This is a genomic window from Vulcaniibacterium gelatinicum (assembly GCF_008033445.1).
Lineage (GTDB): Bacteria > Pseudomonadota > Gammaproteobacteria > Xanthomonadales > Xanthomonadaceae > Vulcaniibacterium_B > Vulcaniibacterium_B gelatinicum.
In genome coordinates this window covers 1-17,738 of the sequence record NZ_VNKO01000003.1, presented here as the reverse complement: position 1 = coordinate 17,738, position 17,738 = coordinate 1, and the positions used below count along the sequence as shown (strand labels likewise).

Here is a 17,738-nt window from a genome sequence, read left to right as displayed (position 1 = left end):
GAGAACCCCGCATGTGTGGCATCGTCGGAATCGCAGGCACCGGAAACGTGGCCGCCGCGCTGTATGACGGCCTGACGGTGCTGCAGCACCGTGGCCAGGACGCGGCCGGCATCGCCACCGCCGACGGCGGCCGGATGCGCCTGCACAAGGGCAACGGCCTGGTCCGCGACGTGTTCGACGAGGCCGCGATGCGGCAGCTGACCGGGCGCGTGGGCATCGCCCACTGCCGCTACCCGACCGCCGGCTCGGAGGGCTCGGACGAGGCCCAGCCGTTCTACGTCAACTCGCCCTACGGCATCGCCCTGGTCCACAACGGCAACCTGATCAACACCGACGCGCTGCGCCGCGAGGTGTTCGAGCAGGACCGCCGCAACGTCAACACCGAGTCCGACTCGGAAGTGCTGCTGAACGTGTTCGCGCACGAGCTCGACACGCAGAAGGCGCTGAACCCGGAGGCCGCGTTCGCCGCGGTCGCCGGCGTGCACCGGCGCTGCGTGGGCGGCTATGCGGTGATCACGGCGGTGCTGGGGCTGGGCCTGGTCGCGTTCCGCGACCCGAACGGCATCCGCCCGCTGGTGCTCGGCCGGCGCACCACGCCGGCCGGCGACGAGTACATGGTCGCCTCCGAGTCGGTCGCGCTCGACGTGCTCGGCTTCGAGCGCATGCGCGACGTGGCCCCCGGCGAGGCGGTGGTGGTCACCGCACGCGGCGAGCTGCACACCCGTGTCTGCTGCGAGCCGCGCCCGCACGCGCCGTGCATCTTCGAGTACGTCTATTTCGCGCGCCCGGACTCGATGATCGAGGACATCTCGGTGCACAAGGCGCGGATGCGCATGGGCGTCAAGCTCGGCGAGAAGATCCTGCGCCTGCGTCCGGACCACGACATCGACGTGGTGATCCCGATCCCGGACACCTCGCGCGACGCCGCGCTCGAGATCGCCAACGTGCTCGGGGTGAAGTACCGCGAGGGCTTCATCAAGAACCGCTACGTCGGCCGCACCTTCATCATGCCGGGGCAGGGCGAGCGGGCGAAGTCGGTCAAGCGCAAGCTCAACCCGATCCCGCTCGAGTTCCGCGGCCGGGTGGTGCTGCTGGTGGACGACTCGATCGTGCGCGGCACCACCTCGCAGCAGATCGTGCAGATGGCGCGCGAAGCCGGCGCGCGCAAGGTGTACCTGGCCTCGGCCGCGCCGCCGGTGCGCTACCCGAACATCTACGGCATCGACATGCCGTCGGCGGAGGAGCTGATCGCGCACGGCCGCAGCGAGGAGGAGGTGCAGGCGCTGCTCGGCTGCGACTGGCTGATCTACCAGGACCTGGCCGACCTCGAGGCGGCGGTGGCCGGGCCGAAGTTCCCGGGCCGCAGGTTCGACAGTTCGTGCTTCAGCGGCGAGTACGTGACCGGCGTGGAGCCGGGCTATTTCGAGCGCCTGCAGCAGATGCGTTCGGACGAGGCGAAGAAGAAGCGGCGGGCGTCGTAATCCCTTGGACCTGTTCGCCGCCGCCCGCGCCTGCCTCGACGCGGACACGCCGGAGGCCAAGGTCGCGGCCACGTTCTCCGCGGCCGAAGCCTTCGCCCGCGGGGAGTCGGCGATTCCCGACGATGCGCCGCCGCCGGAGCCGATCCGCATGCCGGGCCGGCCGGCGCGGCCGCGGCTGGTGCCGCCACGCGCGCTGCCGAAGCGGGGGTTCGGCACGCCGGAGGGGCTGGTCGCGTTCGTGCACGCGGTGGCGCACATCGAGTTCAACGCGATCGACCTGGCCTGGGACGCGGTGTACCGCTTCCGCGGCCTGCCGCGCGCGTACTACGCCGACTGGGTGTCGGTGGCGCAGGACGAGGCACGCCATTTCCGGTTGCTGCGTGCGCGGTTGCGTGCGCTCGGCCACGACTACGGCGATTTCGACGCGCACAACGGGCTGTGGGAGATGGCGGAAAAGACCGCGCACGACGGCATGGCGCGGATGGCGCTGGTGCCGCGGGTGCTGGAGGCGCGCGGGCTGGACGTCACGCCGGGGATGATCGCGAAGCTGCGGGCGCTGGGGGACGAGGAGACCGCGGGGATCCTCGAGCTGATCCTGCGCGAGGAGGTGGCGCACGTGGCGGCGGGGTCGCGCTGGTTCCGCTGGCATTGCGAGCGTGCGGGAGTGGAGCCGCGGGCGCGGTTCCGGGCGTTGCTGGCGGAGTACGCGCGGCCGGTGCTGTACGGGCCGTTCAACCTCGAGGCGCGCAGCGCGGCGGGGTTCGATGCGGACGAGCTGGAGGCGTTGCAGCAGTTGGATGCGGGGGCGCGGTCGTAGCGATTGCCGCCATGATCCAGGGTGGCATTGCAAGGCGGCACTCGTGTTTCGTCGCCAGCCCGCCCATGGGGTCTCCCGGGCGGGACACGCCGTGAACACGTCCCTGTGGGCTTGTCGGCGGCATCCTTGCCGCCGACAGTCCCGCCCGGGAGACCCCATGGACGGGCTCCCCACGTTCCGGGCGCGTGGGTGGAAAAGCGCAGAGGACGAGGGGCCTTACAGCGCTTCGAGCTGGAAGCCGTCGGCGCGGTAGCGCAGCACCGAGCCCTGCGCGTACCAGTCGCCGAGCACGATGCGCGTGCCGCCTTCGTGCGTGTGCACCGCGGGGCGGTGGGTGTGGCCGTGGATCAGGGTGCCGATGCCGTAGCGGGCGAAGGTGGCCGACACCGTGGCGGGGGAGACGTCGGTGATCGTCTCCATCGTGCCCGCATCCTTGAGCGCGCCCTGGTGCGCTCGGCTGGCGGCGCGGGCCTGCTGTGCGAACGCCAGGCGCGCGGCGAGCGGCTGGGCCAGGAACCGGCGCTGCCACTCGGGGTCGCGGGTCTGGGCGCGGAACTGCTGGTAGGCGGTGTCGTCGGTGCACAGCAGGTCGCCGTGCATCAGCAGCACCGGCCGCCCGTACAGCACCACCACCGCCGGGTCGGGCAGCACGGTCATGCCGCAGCGGCGGGCGTAGTCCTCGCCGAGCAGGAAATCGCGGTTGCCGCGCACGAAGTACACCGGCACGCCGGCGCGCGCGAGCGCTGCCAGGCCCCCGGCGACGAAGGCGCCGGCCTCGGACGGATCGTCGTCCCCGACCCAGGCCTCGAACAGGTCGCCCAGGATGTACAGCGCGTCGGCATGGCGCGCCTCGCCGTCCAGGAACCGGCCGAACAGCTCGGTGATCGCGGGGCGGGCGGGGTCGAGGTGGAGGTCGGAAACGAACAGGGTCGGCATCGCGGCATTGTAGGCGGAGCCTCCCCGCCGCCGGCGGGGAGGCTAGAATTCCGCGCTTTCCCCGCATCCCGAGCCCGGTCATGACCTGCCGTACCCGCTTCGCCCCCAGCCCCACCGGCTACCTGCACATCGGCGGCGCGCGCACGGCCCTGTACTGCTGGCTGGAGGCGCGCCGGCGCGGCGGCCAGTTCATCCTGCGCATCGAGGACACCGACCGCGAGCGCAGCACGCCGGAGGCGGTGCAGGCGATCCTGGACGGCATGCACTGGCTGGGCCTGGATCCGGACGAGGGCCCGGTGTACCAGACCGCGCGCCTGGAGCGTTACCGCCAGGTCGCCTACGACCTGGTGCGCGCCGGCAAGGCCTACTTCGCCTACGAGACGCGCGAGGAACTCGACGCGATGCGCCAGCAGGCGCTGGCCGAAGGGCGCAAGCCGCGCTACGACGGCCGCGCCCGCGACCTGGGCCTGCTCGAGCGCGACGACCCGAACAAGGTGATCCGCTTCAAGAACCCGACCGCAGGCAGCGTGGCCTTCCACGACAAGGTCAAGGGCCGGATCGAGATCGCCAACGAGGAACTCGACGACCTGGTGCTGCTGCGCCCGGACGGCTACCCCACCTACAACTTCGCGGTGGTGGTGGACGACATCGACATGCGCATCACCGACGTGATCCGCGGCGACGACCACGTCAACAACACCCCGCGCCAGATCAACCTGTACCACGCGCTCGGTGCGCCGGTGCCGGACTTCGCCCACCTGCCGATGATCCTCGGCGCCGACGGCACCAAGCTGTCCAAGCGCCACGGCGCGGTCAGCGTGATGCAGTGGCGCGACGACGGCTACCTGCCGCACGCGATGCTGAACTACCTGGTGCGGCTGGGCTGGTCGCACGGCGACCAGGAGATCTTCTCCATCGCCGAGATGATCGAGAAGTTCCGGATCGAGGACGTGAACCAGTCCGCGGCGCGCTTCGACACGGTCAAGCTCGGCTGGCTCAACCAGCAGTACCTGAAGAACGACGACCCGCGCGAGGTCGCCGCGCACCTGGAGTGGCACCTGCGCCAGCAGGGCTACGACCTCGCCGCAGGCCCCGATCCGGCCGACGTGGTGATCGCGCTGCGCGAACGGGTGCAGACGCTGAAGGACATGGCCGAGCGCGCCGCGGTCTGGTACCGGCCGCTCACGCACTACGACGAGGCCGCGGTGGCCAAGCACCTCACCGCCGCCGCCGCCGCGCCGCTGCGCGAGGCGCGCGACCGGCTCGCGGCGCTGCCGCAGTGGAGCGCCGAGGCGGTGAATGCCGCGCTGGCCGAGACCGCGCAGGCGCTCGGCCTGGGCATGGGCAAGGTGGCGCAGCCGATGCGGGTGGCGATCACCGGCACCCAGGTCAGCCCGGACATCGGCCACACCGTGTACCTGGCCGGGCGCGACCAGGCGCTCGAGCGCATCGACGCGGCGCTGGCGCGGATCCCGGCCTGACCCGCGCGCTTGTCTTGCCGGGGCTCCGGCACCATGCTTGCGGCATGGGCCGCCACACCCCCGCCTGCACCGATCCGCAGCACCACGTGCACGACGCCGACGCGTTCGTGCGCGAGGTGGAGCGGGTGTGCGCGCAGCGCGGCCTGCGCCTGACCGCGATCCGGGCCAGCGCGCTGCGCCTGATCGCCGACGCCGGCCACCCGGTCAAGGCCTACGAGCTGCTGGACCTGATGAAGGCCAGCCACGAGGGCGCCGCGCCGCCGACGGTGTACCGCGCGCTCGACTTCCTGCTCGAGCACGGCTTCATCCACAAGCTCGCCTCGATCAACGCCTACGTCGGCTGCCATCACCCCGGCGCCGCGGCGCACGCGGTGCCGTTCCTGATCTGCGACCGCTGCCAGTCGGCGACCGAGCTGGAGGACGCCAGCGTGGTCGAATCGCTCGAGACGCGCGCGCGCGAGCTCGGCTTCGCCCCGCGCGCGCAGACGCTGGAAGTGCACGGGCTGTGCGCCCGTTGCGCCGGGGGCTGAGCGCCCGCCCCCGGCACGCGGTCCTCAGAAGAAGGTCCGCACCCCGACGGTGAAGCCGCGCCCCGGCAGCGGCGCCAGGTCCTTGAGGAACGAGGTGTGCGGGCGCGCCTCCTCGTCGAGCAGGTTGCTGCCGTCCAGGAACACCTCCCAGGCGTTGCCGCCCGGCGTGTCGCGGTGCCAGGCCAGGTGCGCGTCCACCAGGGTATAGCCGGGCGTTTCGCGTTCGTTCGCCGCCACCTCGTCCTGGCGCAGGTAGCGCACCGCGCCGAGCGAGGCGCGCCAGGCGCCGAGTTCCCAGCGCAGCTCGCCGCCCAGGCGCGCCGGCACGATCCGCGGGAGATGGCCGCCGGCGTCGAGCGTGGCGCGCACGCGGTCGCCGAACAGGCGCAGGTCCCACGCGCCGCTGGCATTGTCGGCGATCTGCCATTCGGCCTCGGCCTCCACGCCGCGGAAGCGCGCGTCGCCCTGGGTCCACTGCCGCACCGGCAGTTCCTCCTCGACCAGCCCGGTGTCGGTGAGATAGATGAAGTCGTCGAAACGCACCTCGTACAGCGAGACGCCGAGCTTGAGGCGCTCGCCGTGCCAGTGCGCGCCGAGCTCGGCGCGGTGGGCGGTCTCGACGTCGAGCGCCGGATCGCCGCGTTCCACGCTCTGCGTGGCCACGTGCACGCCGTCGGAGTACAGCTCCTCCGCGGTCGGCGCGCGCTGCGCGCGGTCCAGGCCGAGGGAGAAGTGCAGCGACTCGTTCACGTCCCACTTCAGCGCGGCCGAGAGGCTGGTGGTGTCGAAGTCGCGGTCGGGGCCGATGGCCACGCTCTCGTCCACCGCGACGCGGTTGCGGTCGTGGCGCGCGCCGAGCTCGAGCTTGACCGGGCCGAAGCCGCGCTCGCCGATCCAGAACAGGCCGGTATCGCGCGAACGCGAGGCGGGCACGAACGCCTCCTCGCCGATCGCGGCGAAATCGCGGTCCGACCACTGCAGGCCGAACGCGCCCTTCCAGCCGCCCCACGGGCGGTGGGTGAGCTCCAGGCGCGCCTCGCGGCCGCGGTTGTCGAACACGGTGCCGACTTCGCCACCTTCGAATTCGGTGTGGGTGTAGTCGGTGTCGGCGATCTTCAGCCGCACCGAGGCGAACGGGCCGAGGTCGTCCAAGCCGCCGCGCACTTCGCTGCGGCGCTGGTCCAGGGCGATGCGCACGCCGCCTTCGCCGTGCGCCTCTTCTTCTTCGCCTTCGTGTTCCTCGCCCTCGTGTTCCTCGTGGGCGTGGCCGGGTATGCCGTAGCGGGTGTCGAACAGGCTGTAGGCGACGCCGAGGAAGCCGCGCGCGCCGATCCAGGACACGCCGAGCGCGCCGCTGTCGGTGCGCACGGCGCTGTTCGGCAGCAGGCCGCGCGTGGCCGGGTCGGGTTCCTCGCCTTCCTCGGCCAGCAGCGCGGCGCTCTCGGCAAAGCCGGGGATCTCGTAGTCGCCGGTCTCGCGGTGCAGGGCGTCGAAGTGGAACACCAGGTTGCCGGAGGCGGCGGTGGCGTCGAGCCGGACCATGCCGGTCTTCTCGTCGTTGACCGAGCCGTGGCGCAGTTCCGCGCGGCCTTCGAGCGGCGCCTCCGTCACGCGCTCGGGCACGCGGCCGTCGATCACGTTCACCGCGCCGCCGATCGCGCCGCTGCCGTAGAGCAGGGTGGCCGGGCCCTTGAGCACCTCGACCTGGTCGGCAAGGAACGGTTCGATGGACACCGCGTGGTCGGCGCTGACCGTGGACACGTCGCCGCTGCCCAGGCCGTCGGCGAGCACCTGCACGCGCGCGCCTTCCAGACCGCGCACGATCGGACGGCCGACGCCGGGGCCGAAATAGGTGGACTGCACGCCCGGCAGGCGGTTGACGGTGTCGCCCAGGGTCACGGCCTTGACCGCATCCAGCCCCTCGCCGGCCAGCACCTCCACCGGGCGGGCCAGCGCCTCGGCGGTGCCGCCGAGCACCACGCCGCGGACCTCCACCGTCTCCAACTCCTTGGGTTCGCGGTGACGGGGATCCTCGGCGCCCGGGGCGGCGAGCGCGGGGAGGCTCAGGGCCAATTGCAGGGCCAGGGCCAGCGGCAGGCGGGCGGGGGGGCGAGGCTGGGAGTGCTGCGGCATGCGGGAACCATCCTGGACCGGTTTCAGGTAATGTTATAATGTACCAACAAATCGAACCTGAGCCGGAAGTCATCCATGCCCCGCCTGGCCCCGCACCGCTCGTTGCCCGACCGCCTCGGCGCGCTCGGCTCGCTGCTGTGCGCGGCGCATTGCGCGCTGCTGCCGCTGCTGGTGGCGGTGCTGCCGCCGTTGGGGGTGGCGGTGTGGCTGGGCGACGGGTTCGAACGGGGGTTCGTGATCTTCGCGACCCTGCTCGGGCTGTTCAGCCTGCTGTGGGGCTACCGCCGGCACCGCGCGGTGCGCGCGCTGGGGCTGCTGGTGCTGGGGCTGGCGGCGTTGTGGGCGGGCCTGCTGTACGCACCGCTGCACCAGTCGCTGCTGCCGCATGCGGTGGTGATGACCCTGGGCGGCACGCTGGTCGGGCTGGCCCACCTGGCCAACCTGCGGCTCTCCGACGGCTGCGCGCAGGACGCCTGCTGCGCGCCCTGAGCGGCGGCGCTTGTGCTAGGCTTCGCGCCCTTGCGCGCAGCGCAGCGAAATCCACACGCATTCCAGGAGCACGACGATGGGCAAGGGCGACCGCAAGACCGCCAAGGGCAAGCGCTACAACGCCAGCTACGGCAACGCGCGTCCGAAGTCTCCGGCCAAGAAGGCCGGCACGGCCAAGGCGCCGGTGGTGAAGAAGGCGGCCGCCAAGGCCGTGACCAAGGCGCCGGCCAAGAAGGCGGTGGCGAAGAAGGCCGCGGCGAAGGAGTGACCCTCCGCGCCATCGCCTGACGAAAAAAGGCCCCGCGGACGCGGGGCCTTTTGTTTGCGGCGGAGGGCGCCCGTGGGGCGTCAGTGGAGCCGCCGGCCGCCGGCGTACACCGCCCGCGCCAGCGCACCGCCCAGCCAGTAGGCCAGCTCGGCCGGATGGCCGACGCGCCAGTGCACGAAATCGGCGCGCATGCCCGGGCGCAGCACGCCGCGATCGGACAGGCCCAGCGCGCGCGCGGCGTGCACGGTGGCGCCGCGCAGCGCTTCCTCCGGGGTCAGGCGGAAATGGGTGCAGGCCAGCTGCATCGCCTGGCGCAGCGACAGCAGTGGCGCGGTGCCGGGATTGCAGTCGGTGGCCACCGCCATCGGTACGCCGTGGGCGCGCAGCGCATCCAGCGGCGGCAGCTTCGTCTCCCGCAACACGTGGAACGCGCCCGGCAGCAGCACGGCCACGGTGCCGTGCGCGGCCATCGCGCGCACGCCGGCCTCGCTGGTGTATTCGACATGGTCGGCCGAGAGCGCGTCGAACTCCGCCGCCAGCGCCGCGCCGCCGAGGTCGCTGAGCTGGTCGGCGTGCAGCTTCACCGGCAGGTCGAGCGCGCGTGCGGCCTCGAACACGCGCCGGGTCTGTGCCGGGCTGAAGCCGATGCCTTCGCAGAACGCGTCCACCGCATCCACCAGGCCCTCGCCATGCAGCACCGGCAGCCACGCGCAGACCGCGGCGATGTAATCGTCGGCGCGGCCGGCGTACTCCGGCGGCAGCGCGTGCGCGCCGAGGAAGGTGGTGCGCACGGTCACGCCGAGCGCCTGGCCGATGCGGCGGGCGACGCGCAGCAGCTTGCGTTCGTTGTCCAGGTCCAGGCCGTAGCCGGACTTGATCTCCAGCGTGGTGGCGCCGTCGGCGAGCAGCGCCTGCGCGCGCGGCAGCGACTGTGCGAGCAGGAGGTCCTCGTCGGTCTCGCGCACCGCGCGCACGGTGGAGAGGATGCCGCCGCCGGCGCGGGCGATCTCCTCGTAGCTGGCGCCCTGCAGGCGCAGCTCGAACTCGCGCGCACGGTCGCCGGCGAAGACCAGGTGGGTGTGGCAGTCCACCAGCCCGGGCGTGATCCAGCCCGGGGCCTCGATCACCTCGCGCGCCAGCGCATGCGGCTCGCCGGGCAGCGCCGCGCGCGGGCCGACGAACACGAGCGTGCCGTCACGCCAGCCGAGCGCACCGTCGGCGATCGCGCCGTAATGGTCCCCGTCGAGCGTGGCCAGCGAGGCGCCGACGATCAATCCGTCCCAGGCAGTCATGCCGCGATTCTAGACGGCGAAGTCGCATCCCGGCCGCGGGCGATGGACAATGCGCCCATGCCGAGCCTCGACGCCTCGATGCTGTGGACCCCCGCCGGCTGGCGCGCCGACGCCGGCTTCGACGTCGCTGACGGCCGCTTGGGCCCGGCCCGGCCGCCGCGCGAAGCCGCGGGCCGCTGGATCGTGCCCGGCATCCCCAACCTGCATTCGCACGCGTTCCAGCGCGCGATGGCGGGCCTGGCCGAGCGCCAGACGCATCCGGAGGACAGCTTCTGGACCTGGCGCGAGACCATGTACCGCTTCGCCGCGCGCATGACGCCGGAGGCGGTGCACGCGGTGGCCGCGCAGCTGTACGCGGAGATGCTCGAGGCCGGCTACACCACGGTCTGCGAGTTCCACTACCTGCACCACCAGCCCGACGGCACGCCCTACGACGATCCGGCGGCGATGTCGCATGCGCTGATCGAGGCCGCGCGCGAGACCGGCATCCGCCTGACCCTGCTGCCGGTGCTGTACATGACCGGCGGCTTCGACGGCCGCCCGCTGTCGGAACGGCAGCGCCGCTTCGGCCACGACGTGGACGGCTACCTGCGCCTGCTCGAGCGGTTGCGGCCGCGCCAGGACGAACGCCTGCGCCTGGGCTGCGCTCTGCACAGCCTGCGCGCGGTGCCGCTGGAGGCGATGCGCGCGGTGCTCGCCGCGCTGCCGCCCGACCTGCCGGTGCACATCCACATTGCCGAGCAGATCGGCGAGGTGCAGGACTGCCTGGCGCTGCGCAATGCGCGCCCGGTGGAATGGCTGCTGGCGAACGCGGACGTGGACGCGCGCTGGACCCTGGTCCACGCCACCCACCTGACCGAGGCGGAAGTGCAGGGCATCGCCCGTGCCGGCGCCACGGTGGCGATCTGCCCGACCACCGAGGCCAACCTCGGCGACGGCCTGTTCCCGCTGCGCGCCTACCTCGAGGCCGGCGGCCGCTGGGGCATCGGCTCGGACTCGCACGTGTCGGTCTCGCCGGTGGAGGAACTGCGCTGGCTCGAATACGGCCAGCGCCTGGCCACCCGCCACCGCAACATCGCGGTCGGCGTCTCGTCGAGCGTGGGCGAGACGCTGCTGCGCGGCGCGCTCGCCGGCGGCGCGGCGGGCAGCGGGCAGGCAGTCGGCGCGCTCGAGCCCGGCGCCTGCGCCGACTGGCTGCAGCTCGACACCGACGCGGCCACCTTCGCCGGCGTGCGCGCGGAGGACGCGGTGGACCGCTGGCTGTTCGCCGGCAACCGGCCGCTGGTGCAGGAAGTGCACGTGGCCGGCGAACGGCTGGTGGAGAACGGCCGACACCGCGCCGGCGAGCGCATCGCCGCGGTGTTCGAGCGGACGATGCGGCAACTGCTGGCGGAGTGAGCGCGCTCAGCGCGCCGCGGTCGCGGCGGCGAACAGCCCCGGCGCAGCCAGCGCGCCTTCCAGTTCGAGCAGGAATCGTTTGACCGGCAAGCCGCCGCCGAAGCCGGTCAGGCTGCCGTCGGCGCCGATCACGCGGTGGCACGGCAGCACGATCGGCAGCGGGTTGCGGCCGTTCGCCGCGCCCACCGCGCGCACCGCGTTCGGTTTGCCCACGCGTGTGGCGAGTCCGGCGTAGCTGAGTGTGGCGCCGTAGGGGATCGTCGCCAGCGCGCGCCACACCATGAGCTGGAACGGGGTGCCGTGCGGCGCGAGCGGCAGATCGAAGCTGCGGCGTGCGCCGGCGAAATATTCGTCGAGCTGGCGCCGCGTCTCGCGCAGCAGCGCATCGTCGCCCTCGCGCCAGTCCGCGCCCGGTTTCGCCGGGTGCCGCGCCTCGGGGAACTCGATGTGGCGCAGGCCGGTGGCGTCCGCGGCCAGCAGCAGCGCGCCGACCGGGGTGGGGTGGTACTGGAAGATGATCATGTCGTGCCCCTCGTCTTCGCCGATGTGGCCATCGCCTCGCGCCACAGATGGATCACCGCGTACGCGCGCCACGGCCGCCAGGCTTCCGCACGCGCGCGCAGCGCCTTCGCCGTCAGCCGCCCGCCGTCGTCGGCGGCCGCGCGCTGCAGCACCAGGTCCTCGGCCGGGAACGCGTCGGGATGGCCGAGCGCGCGCAGCGCGATGTACTGCGCGGTCCACGGCCCGATGCCGGGCAGGGCGACCCAGCGCGCGGCGAATTCCTCCAGCGTCTGCTCGGGGCGGAAATCCACCCGCCCGTCCAGCAGCGCCCGTGCCACGCCGCGTACCGCGTCGGCGCGCGCCCGCATCACCCCGACCGATTCCAGGTCGGCTTCGGCCAGGGCTTCGGGGGTGGGGAACCGGTGCCGCAACCCGTGCGGGAAGCCGTCCGGCAACGGCGTGCCGAAACGCGCCGCCAGCCGCGAGGCCAGGGTCCGCGCCGCCGGCACGCTGACCTGCTGGCCGAGGATCGCGCGCACCGCGATCTCGAATCCGTCCCAGCCGCTCGGCAGGCGCAGTCCCGGGCGCCGGCGCAGCAGCGGCCGCAGCCGCGCATCGCGTCCGAGCGTCGCGGCGATCGCCTGCGGATCGGCGTCCAGGTCGAACATCCGCCGCACCCGCTGCGCCAGCGGCAGCAGCGTCGCCGGCGATGCGCCGTGCAGCTCGAGCCGCAGCGCATGCTCCTCGCCGCCCCACGCGCCGACCCGCAGCCAGCCCGGCGCGTCCGCAGGGCCGATCGCGCGCAGGTAATGGCCTGCGTCCACCACCTCCGCGCCCGGCAGCGCCCGCGCGCCGAGGAACGCCAGCATCGCCGCGAAGTCGTACGGCGGCCGGTACGCCAGGCGCAGCGTCAGCGTCTCGCCCGGTACGTCCGCCTGCGCCTGCCGGCGCAGGTCGCGCGGCGCCATCCGGTAGGCGGCGCGGAACGCGTCGTTGAATCGGCGCAGGCTGCGGAAGCCCGCCGCCAGCGCGATCTCGGTGACCGGCAGCCGGGTCTCGGTCAGCAACTGCTTGGCGAACAGCAACCGGCGCGTGCCGTGCACGCCGATCGGCGAGGCGCCGAGCCGTTCCACGAACAGCCGCCGCAAGTGCCGCTCGCCGATGTGCACCCGCTCGGCCAGCGCCGCCAGCGGCTGCTCCGCCAGCGCGCCCGCCTCGATCAGCTTCAGCGCCCGCGCCAGCACCGCGTCGCCGCGCCGCCACGCCCCGTCCTCCGGCGACAGCTCCGGCCGGCAGCGCAGGCACGGCCGGAACCCCGCCGCTTCCGCCGCCGCGGCGGTGCCGAAATAGGCGACGTTCTCGCGCTTGGGCGTCGGCGCCGGGCACACCGGCCGGCAATAGATCCCCGTGCTCCGCACCGCGGTGAAGAACAACCCGTCGAAGCGCGGATCGCGGCTCAGCCGCGCCTGTTCGCAGACCTGCGGATCGAGGGCGAGCGTGGCGGTGGGGGAGTCCATGTCCGCAGGCTAGCACCGCGGGCAGGGTCGAACTCGCCGGATTCGGACATGGCAGCCGGGGCTCAGCGCCCGCAGCCCGCCACCGGCTCCCGCAGCGCCCCCGCCAGCACGCACCGGTCCCAATCGCCCGCCAGCGGATCCACCCCGAGCAACCGCGCCAGCAGCGGATACACGTGCACGTTGTCGAACACCAGCAGGGTCGCGCCCGCGCGCAACGCCGGTCCGCGCGCCACGAACAGCGCCCGCATCGAAGCCAGCGCCGGATCGTAACCATGCGATCCGCGCACCGTCGCCGGCCGCTGCGCCAGACGCGCCCGCGGCAACGCATCCCAACCTTCCTCGGTCTGGCACACGATCGGCGGCACCCGCCGGTGCGTGCCGTAGTGCCATCGCGCCGGCAGTGCCTCCCGGCGCCAGCACGCATAGCCGCGGTGCGTCCCGAGCAGCGCCGCCTCCGCCGCCGCCTCGCGCCCCGCGCGCGGCACGAAGCCGAGCACCTGCCCGTATGTCACCCATTCCGCATCGGCGGGATCCACCATGTCCTCGAGCGCGAGCACCTGCGTCGGCGGCACCGCCGCCATGCCGTGGTCGGACACCACCACCAGATGCACCGCATCGAGCAGGCCGCGCGTTTCCAGTCCCGCCACCAGCCGCCCGAGCGCCGCGTCCACCGCCGCGATCGCCGCCCGCGCCTGCGCCGAATCCGGCCCGTGGTCGTGCACGGCCTCGTCCACCATGCCGAAGTAGAGCGTGACGAACCGGGGCCGCGCGGCTGCGGGCGCATCCAGCCACGCCAGCACCTCGTCCACCCGCGCCTGCGCCGGGATCGTGCCGTCGTAGCGCTTCCAGCGCGAGGGCCGCACGCCGTGCACCGCCGCCTCGCTGCCCGGCCAGAAATACGTCGCCGTGCGCAGCCCCGCCTTCTCCGCCGTGACCCACAACGGCTCGCCCTCCTGCCACCAGCGCCCGTCGCCGACCGCTTCCGGGTCGGAGTTCGCGAACCGTCCCAGCGCCGGGTCGCGCATGATGTTGTGCACGATCCCGTGCCGGTCGGGCCGCCGCCCCGTCACCACGGTGTAGTGGTTGGGGAAGGTGAGCGATGGATAGGACGGCCGCATCGCCGCAGACACCCCCTCTCGCGCCAGCCGCGCCAGATGCGGCGTGGCCGCCGGATCCAGCCAATCGGGATGGAAACCGTCGAGCGAGACCAGCACCAGCGGCGCCGGTGCGGGCGCGATGGGCGCGGCGGCCGGAGTGGACTGGGCGACGGACCGCCAGCCGGCGCAGCCGGCCAAGGTCCAGGCCAGGCAGCACGAGGCCAGGAGTGCACGGAATGTGGTCATCGGCTGGATGATAGCGGCCGCCGCCTGCCAGTCTGACGAGTCTCTGAACCGGGGGCTGCAGGCACGTGAAAAGCGCGCTCCGCAGGCGTATACAGGGGGAGTCGAACGCAACTTCGTTCCGAATCCGGAGGTGCCCCATGCGCCGCATCCTCATGATCGCCCTCGTTTCGGTCGTGGCTGCCGCCGCATTCGCACAGGCGCCAGCGCCTGCTCCGCAGGCACCTTCCGCCACTGCCGGCGATCCCGCCGCAGACACCGCCCCGCGCGAAGCTTCACCGGCTTGCCTGCGTCATACCGGCTCGCGCATCGTCGCCACCCGCAACGCGCGCCAGGAGGCGGGCAAGAACGCCAAGGCCGAACCGGTCTGCGTGAACGCCAGCGGCCGCAGCTACAGCCGCGACGACCTGGAACGCACCGGCCGCACCAATGTGGCCGACGCCCTGCGCATGCTCGATCCGTCGGTGAACTGACGTCGGCCCCTTCCCGATCCCGACGCCCGGCCCCGCGCCGGGCGTCGCCGTTTGCGGCTTGCGATAATTGGCCGGTTCCCCGTCCGGAGTACGCCATGCCCACCCGCAAGGACCCCTCCCGCGTCGTCCGCGCCCCGCGCGGCAGCCAGCTGCACTGCAAGTCCTGGCTGACCGAGGCCGCCTACCGCATGCTCCAGAACAACCTGGATCCGGACGTCGCCGAGAACCCGGCCGAGCTGGTGGTGTACGGCGGCATCGGCCGCGCCGCGCGCGACTGGGAGTCCTTCGACGCCATCCTCGAGGCGCTGCGCGAACTGAACGACGACGAGACCCTGCTGATCCAGTCCGGCAAGCCGGTCGGCGTCTTCCCCACCCACCCCGACGCCCCGCGCGTGCTGCTCGCCAACTCCAACCTCGTTCCGCACTGGGCGACCTGGGAGCACTTCCACGAGCTCGACCGCAAGGGCCTGATGATGTACGGCCAGATGACCGCGGGCAGCTGGATCTACATCGGCTCGCAGGGCATCGTGCAGGGCACCTACGAAACCTTCGTCGAGATGGGCCGCCAGCACTACCAGGGCGACCTCAAGGGCAAGTGGATCCTGACCGCCGGCCTGGGCGGCATGGGCGGCGCCCAGCCGCTGGCGGCGACCATGGCCGGCGCCTGCATGCTCGCGATCGAGTGCCAGCAGAGCCGCATTGATTTCCGCCTGCGCACCCGCTACGTGGACGAACAGGCCACCGACCTCGACGACGCCCTGGCCCGCATCGAGAAGTACACCGAGGCAGGCCAGGCCCGCTCCATCGCCCTGCTCGGCAACGCCGCGGAAGTGCTGCCCGAGCTGGTGCGCCGCGGCGTGCGCCCCGACGCCGTCACCGACCAGACCTCCGCCCACGACCCCGTGCACGGCTACCTGCCGGCCGGCTGGACCGTGGAGCAGTGGCAGCGCCTGCAGGTGCAGGACCCCGAGCGCGTGCGCGACGCGGCCAAGAAGTCCATGCGCGTGCACGTGGAGGCCATGCTCGCGTTCGAGGACATGGGCATCCCCGTGTTCGACTACGGCAACAACATCCGCCAGATGGCCTTCGACGAAGGCTGCAAGAGCGCCTTCGATTTCCCCGGCTTCGTTCCTGCCTACGTGCGTCCGCTGTTCTGCCGCGGCGTCGGCCCGTTCCGCTGGGTCGCGCTCAGCGGCGACCCCGAGGACATCTACAAGACCGACGCCAAGGTCAAGGAACTGATCCCCGACGACGCCCACCTGCACCGCTGGCTCGACATGGCCCGCGAACGCATCGCCTTCCAGGGCCTGCCCGCGCGCATCTGCTGGGTCGGCTTGGGGACGCGCCACAAGCTCGGCCTGGCCTTCAACGAAATGGTGCGCAACGGCGAACTGAAGGCCCCCATCGTCATCGGCCGCGACCACCTCGACTCCGGCAGCGTCGCCAGCCCCAACCGCGAGACCGAGGCCATGCTCGACGGCTCCGACGCCGTCTCCGACTGGCCCCTGCTCAACGCCATGCTCAACGTCGCCGGCGGCGCCACCTGGGTCAGCCTGCACCACGGCGGCGGCGTCGGCATGGGCTACAGCCAGCACAGCGGCGTGGTCATCGTCTGCGACGGCAGCGAAGCCGCCGACAAACGCCTCGCCCGCGTCCTCTGGAACGACCCCGGCACCGGCGTGATGCGCCATGCCGATGCCGGCTACGAGATCGCGAAGCGGTGTGCGAAGGAGCAGGGGCTGAAGTTGCCGATGCTCTGAGAACCTCCGTTTCGTCTCCCTCGGTGTCGCCCCTCTTCCGCTTGCGGGAGAGGGGCGGGCGCGTCGCCCATCACTCGCAGGCCGACCCGCGGCCGCTTCCCCATTTCTATTTCGTTGGCTCGTTCCGGATACGCACGCAGGTGAGGCAGTAGCCGCCCTGCGTGAAGGTGCGTGTTTGATCCGGAGTGACCATATGCTCGTTTCCGAACTCGTGGAAAACATGCGGGAAGCGTTCGCGCAGTTCCCCGCAGCGACTGGTTGGCGCGTGGGCGCTGCGGCCTGCCCGGATTCGCCCGGCCACAAAGTCGAAGTCAGACCTGTCGGCAGTTTCCATGCCCGCCAGGAAGGACAATTTTTCCTGGTGCCGGAAGGCATGGGGGAGCTGTTCGAGCTCGAAGAATGGCCGTTCGTTGCGGGGGAGCTCCTGCAAGCGATGGAAGCGCTGGCCGAGTGGGGCGCCTTCGAAGCCTACTTCACCCACCAGATCATCCCCCGGCCTGATGGCCCCGACCTCGCCGAGAGCATCCCGCTGTGCGGATTCAGGGTCAGTCCGGCGGCGGAGCTGGTTTATTTCTTGTACTAGGGAAGGTCTGATCAACGCACTCTGATACTCGGATTTCAGCATCAGCGCGCCGGACCAGCCTCGATTTGATCGCTTTCCCACCATTTCCGGCGATTTTCGACGGGTTTCCCCGCCCATCGGGCGGATTTACCCCGTCGGTTGCAACAAACAGCGGCGCGCCATCCACAGGTTCGACAGCGCGAACAGCGTCAGCACCTGCGCCGCGTTCTTCGCCAGACCGCGGTAGCGCACCTTGGTGTAGCCGAACTGCCGCTTGATCACCCGAAACGGATGCTCCACCTTCGCCCGCAGGCTCGCCTTGTAGCGCTCCCAGCGCTCGGCGTAGCGACGTTCGCGCCGATTCCGGATCGCGCGCAGCTTCGAGGGCTTCTCCGCGATCAGGAATCCGGCGTCCACCCCCTGCAGCTCCTCGCGCTTGTCCGCGCCGGTATACCCGCTGTCGCCGCACACCGTGTCCTCCCGGCCGTGCAGCAACTTGTGCACCTGGGTCACGTCGGCCACGTTCGCCGCCGTGCATTCCACGTGGTGCACCAGGCCGGACTCGTCATCGACGCCGATGTGCGCCTTCATCCCGAAGTGCCACTGGTCGCCCTTCCTCGTCTGGTGCATCTCCGGGTCGCGCTCGCCGTCCCGGTTCTTGGTCGAGCTCGGCGCGGCGATGATCGTGGCGTCCACGATCGTGCCCGCGCGCAGGCTCAAGCCCTTGCGCGCCAGGTACGCATTCACCCGCTCGAAGATC

General features: G+C 72.2%; 17 protein-coding genes. 10 read left to right on the top strand and 7 right to left on the bottom strand.

Going from position 1 to position 17,738, the window contains the following annotated elements; genetic code table 11:
* The first annotated feature begins 11 nt into the window (after positions 1-11).
* Both purF and FPV26_RS02510 read left to right on the top strand, forming a co-directional pair.
* Entirely contained in the window at positions 12-1,481 is a 1,470-nt protein-coding gene (purF, locus tag FPV26_RS02515; protein ID WP_147652143.1) for an amidophosphoribosyltransferase, read from the top strand.
* Positions 1,482-1,485: 4 nt separating this feature from the next.
* On the top strand, positions 1,486-2,298 hold the full coding sequence (locus FPV26_RS02510; protein ID WP_147652142.1) for a ferritin-like domain-containing protein: 813 nt from the start codon (positions 1,486-1,488) through the stop codon (positions 2,296-2,298).
* Positions 2,299-2,514: 216 nt separating this feature from the next.
* Here FPV26_RS02510 and lpxH read toward each other — a convergent pair whose 3' ends face one another.
* Positions 2,515-3,234, bottom strand: coding sequence for a UDP-2,3-diacylglucosamine diphosphatase (gene lpxH, locus FPV26_RS02505; protein ID WP_147652141.1), 720 nt, complete (start codon positions 3,232-3,234; stop codon positions 2,515-2,517).
* Between the two features lie 80 nt (positions 3,235-3,314).
* Here lpxH and gltX point away from each other — a divergent pair, with 80 nt between their 5' ends.
* Together gltX and FPV26_RS02495 are read left to right on the top strand one after the other, a co-directional pair.
* Positions 3,315-4,715, top strand: a complete 1,401-nt coding sequence (gene gltX / locus FPV26_RS02500; RefSeq protein WP_147652140.1) for a glutamate--tRNA ligase — start codon at positions 3,315-3,317, stop codon at positions 4,713-4,715.
* 44 nt (positions 4,716-4,759) lie between these two features.
* Complete coding sequence (locus FPV26_RS02495; protein ID WP_147652139.1) at positions 4,760-5,245, top strand: transcriptional repressor; 486 nt, start codon at positions 4,760-4,762, stop codon at positions 5,243-5,245.
* Between the two features lie 24 nt (positions 5,246-5,269).
* Here the strand turns inward: FPV26_RS02495 and FPV26_RS02490 are convergent, their stop codons facing one another.
* Positions 5,270-7,378, bottom strand: coding sequence for a TonB-dependent receptor domain-containing protein (locus FPV26_RS02490; RefSeq protein WP_147652138.1), 2,109 nt, complete (start codon positions 7,376-7,378; stop codon positions 5,270-5,272).
* Positions 7,379-7,453: 75 nt separating this feature from the next.
* Here FPV26_RS02490 and FPV26_RS02485 point away from each other — a divergent pair, with 75 nt between their 5' ends.
* The gene (locus FPV26_RS02485; RefSeq protein ID WP_147652137.1) at positions 7,454-7,867 is read left to right on the top strand and encodes a MerC domain-containing protein; all 414 of its coding nucleotides are present in this window, start codon (positions 7,454-7,456) and stop codon (positions 7,865-7,867) included.
* Between the two features lie 76 nt (positions 7,868-7,943).
* Positions 7,944-8,135, top strand: coding sequence for a 30S ribosomal protein THX (locus FPV26_RS02480; protein ID WP_147652136.1), 192 nt, complete (start codon positions 7,944-7,946; stop codon positions 8,133-8,135).
* Between the two features lie 80 nt (positions 8,136-8,215).
* On the opposite strand, the gene hutI is transcribed toward FPV26_RS02480, so the two are convergent.
* A complete protein-coding gene (gene hutI / locus FPV26_RS02475; protein ID WP_147652135.1) occupies positions 8,216-9,427 on the bottom strand; it encodes an imidazolonepropionase in 1,212 nt (403 codons plus the stop codon).
* Between the two features lie 57 nt (positions 9,428-9,484).
* Between hutI and FPV26_RS02470 the strand changes: the two genes are divergently transcribed.
* Positions 9,485-10,825 carry a formimidoylglutamate deiminase gene (locus tag FPV26_RS02470; protein WP_181952540.1) on the top strand — a complete coding sequence of 447 codons (1,341 nt, stop codon included), beginning with the start codon at positions 9,485-9,487 and terminating at the stop codon, positions 10,823-10,825.
* A 6-nt stretch (positions 10,826-10,831) separates the two neighbouring features.
* Here FPV26_RS02470 and FPV26_RS02465 read toward each other — a convergent pair whose 3' ends face one another.
* From FPV26_RS02465 to FPV26_RS02455, 3 genes are all read right to left on the bottom strand, one after another.
* On the bottom strand, positions 10,832-11,347 hold the full coding sequence (locus tag FPV26_RS02465; protein ID WP_147652133.1) for a methylated-DNA--[protein]-cysteine S-methyltransferase: 516 nt from the start codon (positions 11,345-11,347) through the stop codon (positions 10,832-10,834).
* Complete coding sequence (locus FPV26_RS02460) at positions 11,344-12,843, bottom strand: DNA-3-methyladenine glycosylase 2 (protein WP_147652132.1); 1,500 nt, start codon at positions 12,841-12,843, stop codon at positions 11,344-11,346. Before FPV26_RS02460 ends, FPV26_RS02465 begins: the two co-directional genes overlap by 4 nt.
* Before the next feature lie 62 nt (positions 12,844-12,905).
* Positions 12,906-14,186, bottom strand: coding sequence for an alkaline phosphatase family protein (locus tag FPV26_RS02455; RefSeq protein ID WP_147652131.1), 1,281 nt, complete (start codon positions 14,184-14,186; stop codon positions 12,906-12,908).
* Positions 14,187-14,323: 137 nt separating this feature from the next.
* Here FPV26_RS02455 and FPV26_RS02450 point away from each other — a divergent pair, with 137 nt between their 5' ends.
* The 3 genes from FPV26_RS02450 (at position 14,324) to FPV26_RS02440 (ending at position 16,999) form a co-directional block, all read left to right on the top strand.
* Complete coding sequence (locus FPV26_RS02450; protein ID WP_147652130.1) at positions 14,324-14,656, top strand: hypothetical protein; 333 nt, start codon at positions 14,324-14,326, stop codon at positions 14,654-14,656.
* A gap of 95 nt (positions 14,657-14,751) precedes the next feature.
* The gene (hutU, locus tag FPV26_RS02445) at positions 14,752-16,416 is read left to right on the top strand and encodes a urocanate hydratase (protein WP_147652129.1); all 1,665 of its coding nucleotides are present in this window, start codon (positions 14,752-14,754) and stop codon (positions 16,414-16,416) included.
* 193 nt (positions 16,417-16,609) lie between these two features.
* Positions 16,610-16,999, top strand: coding sequence for a hypothetical protein (locus tag FPV26_RS02440; protein WP_147652128.1), 390 nt, complete (start codon positions 16,610-16,612; stop codon positions 16,997-16,999).
* A gap of 126 nt (positions 17,000-17,125) precedes the next feature.
* Here the strand turns inward: FPV26_RS02440 and FPV26_RS02435 are convergent.
* On the bottom strand, positions 17,126-17,738 hold a 613-nt coding region (locus FPV26_RS02435; RefSeq protein WP_147652127.1), incomplete at its 5' end, for an IS5 family transposase.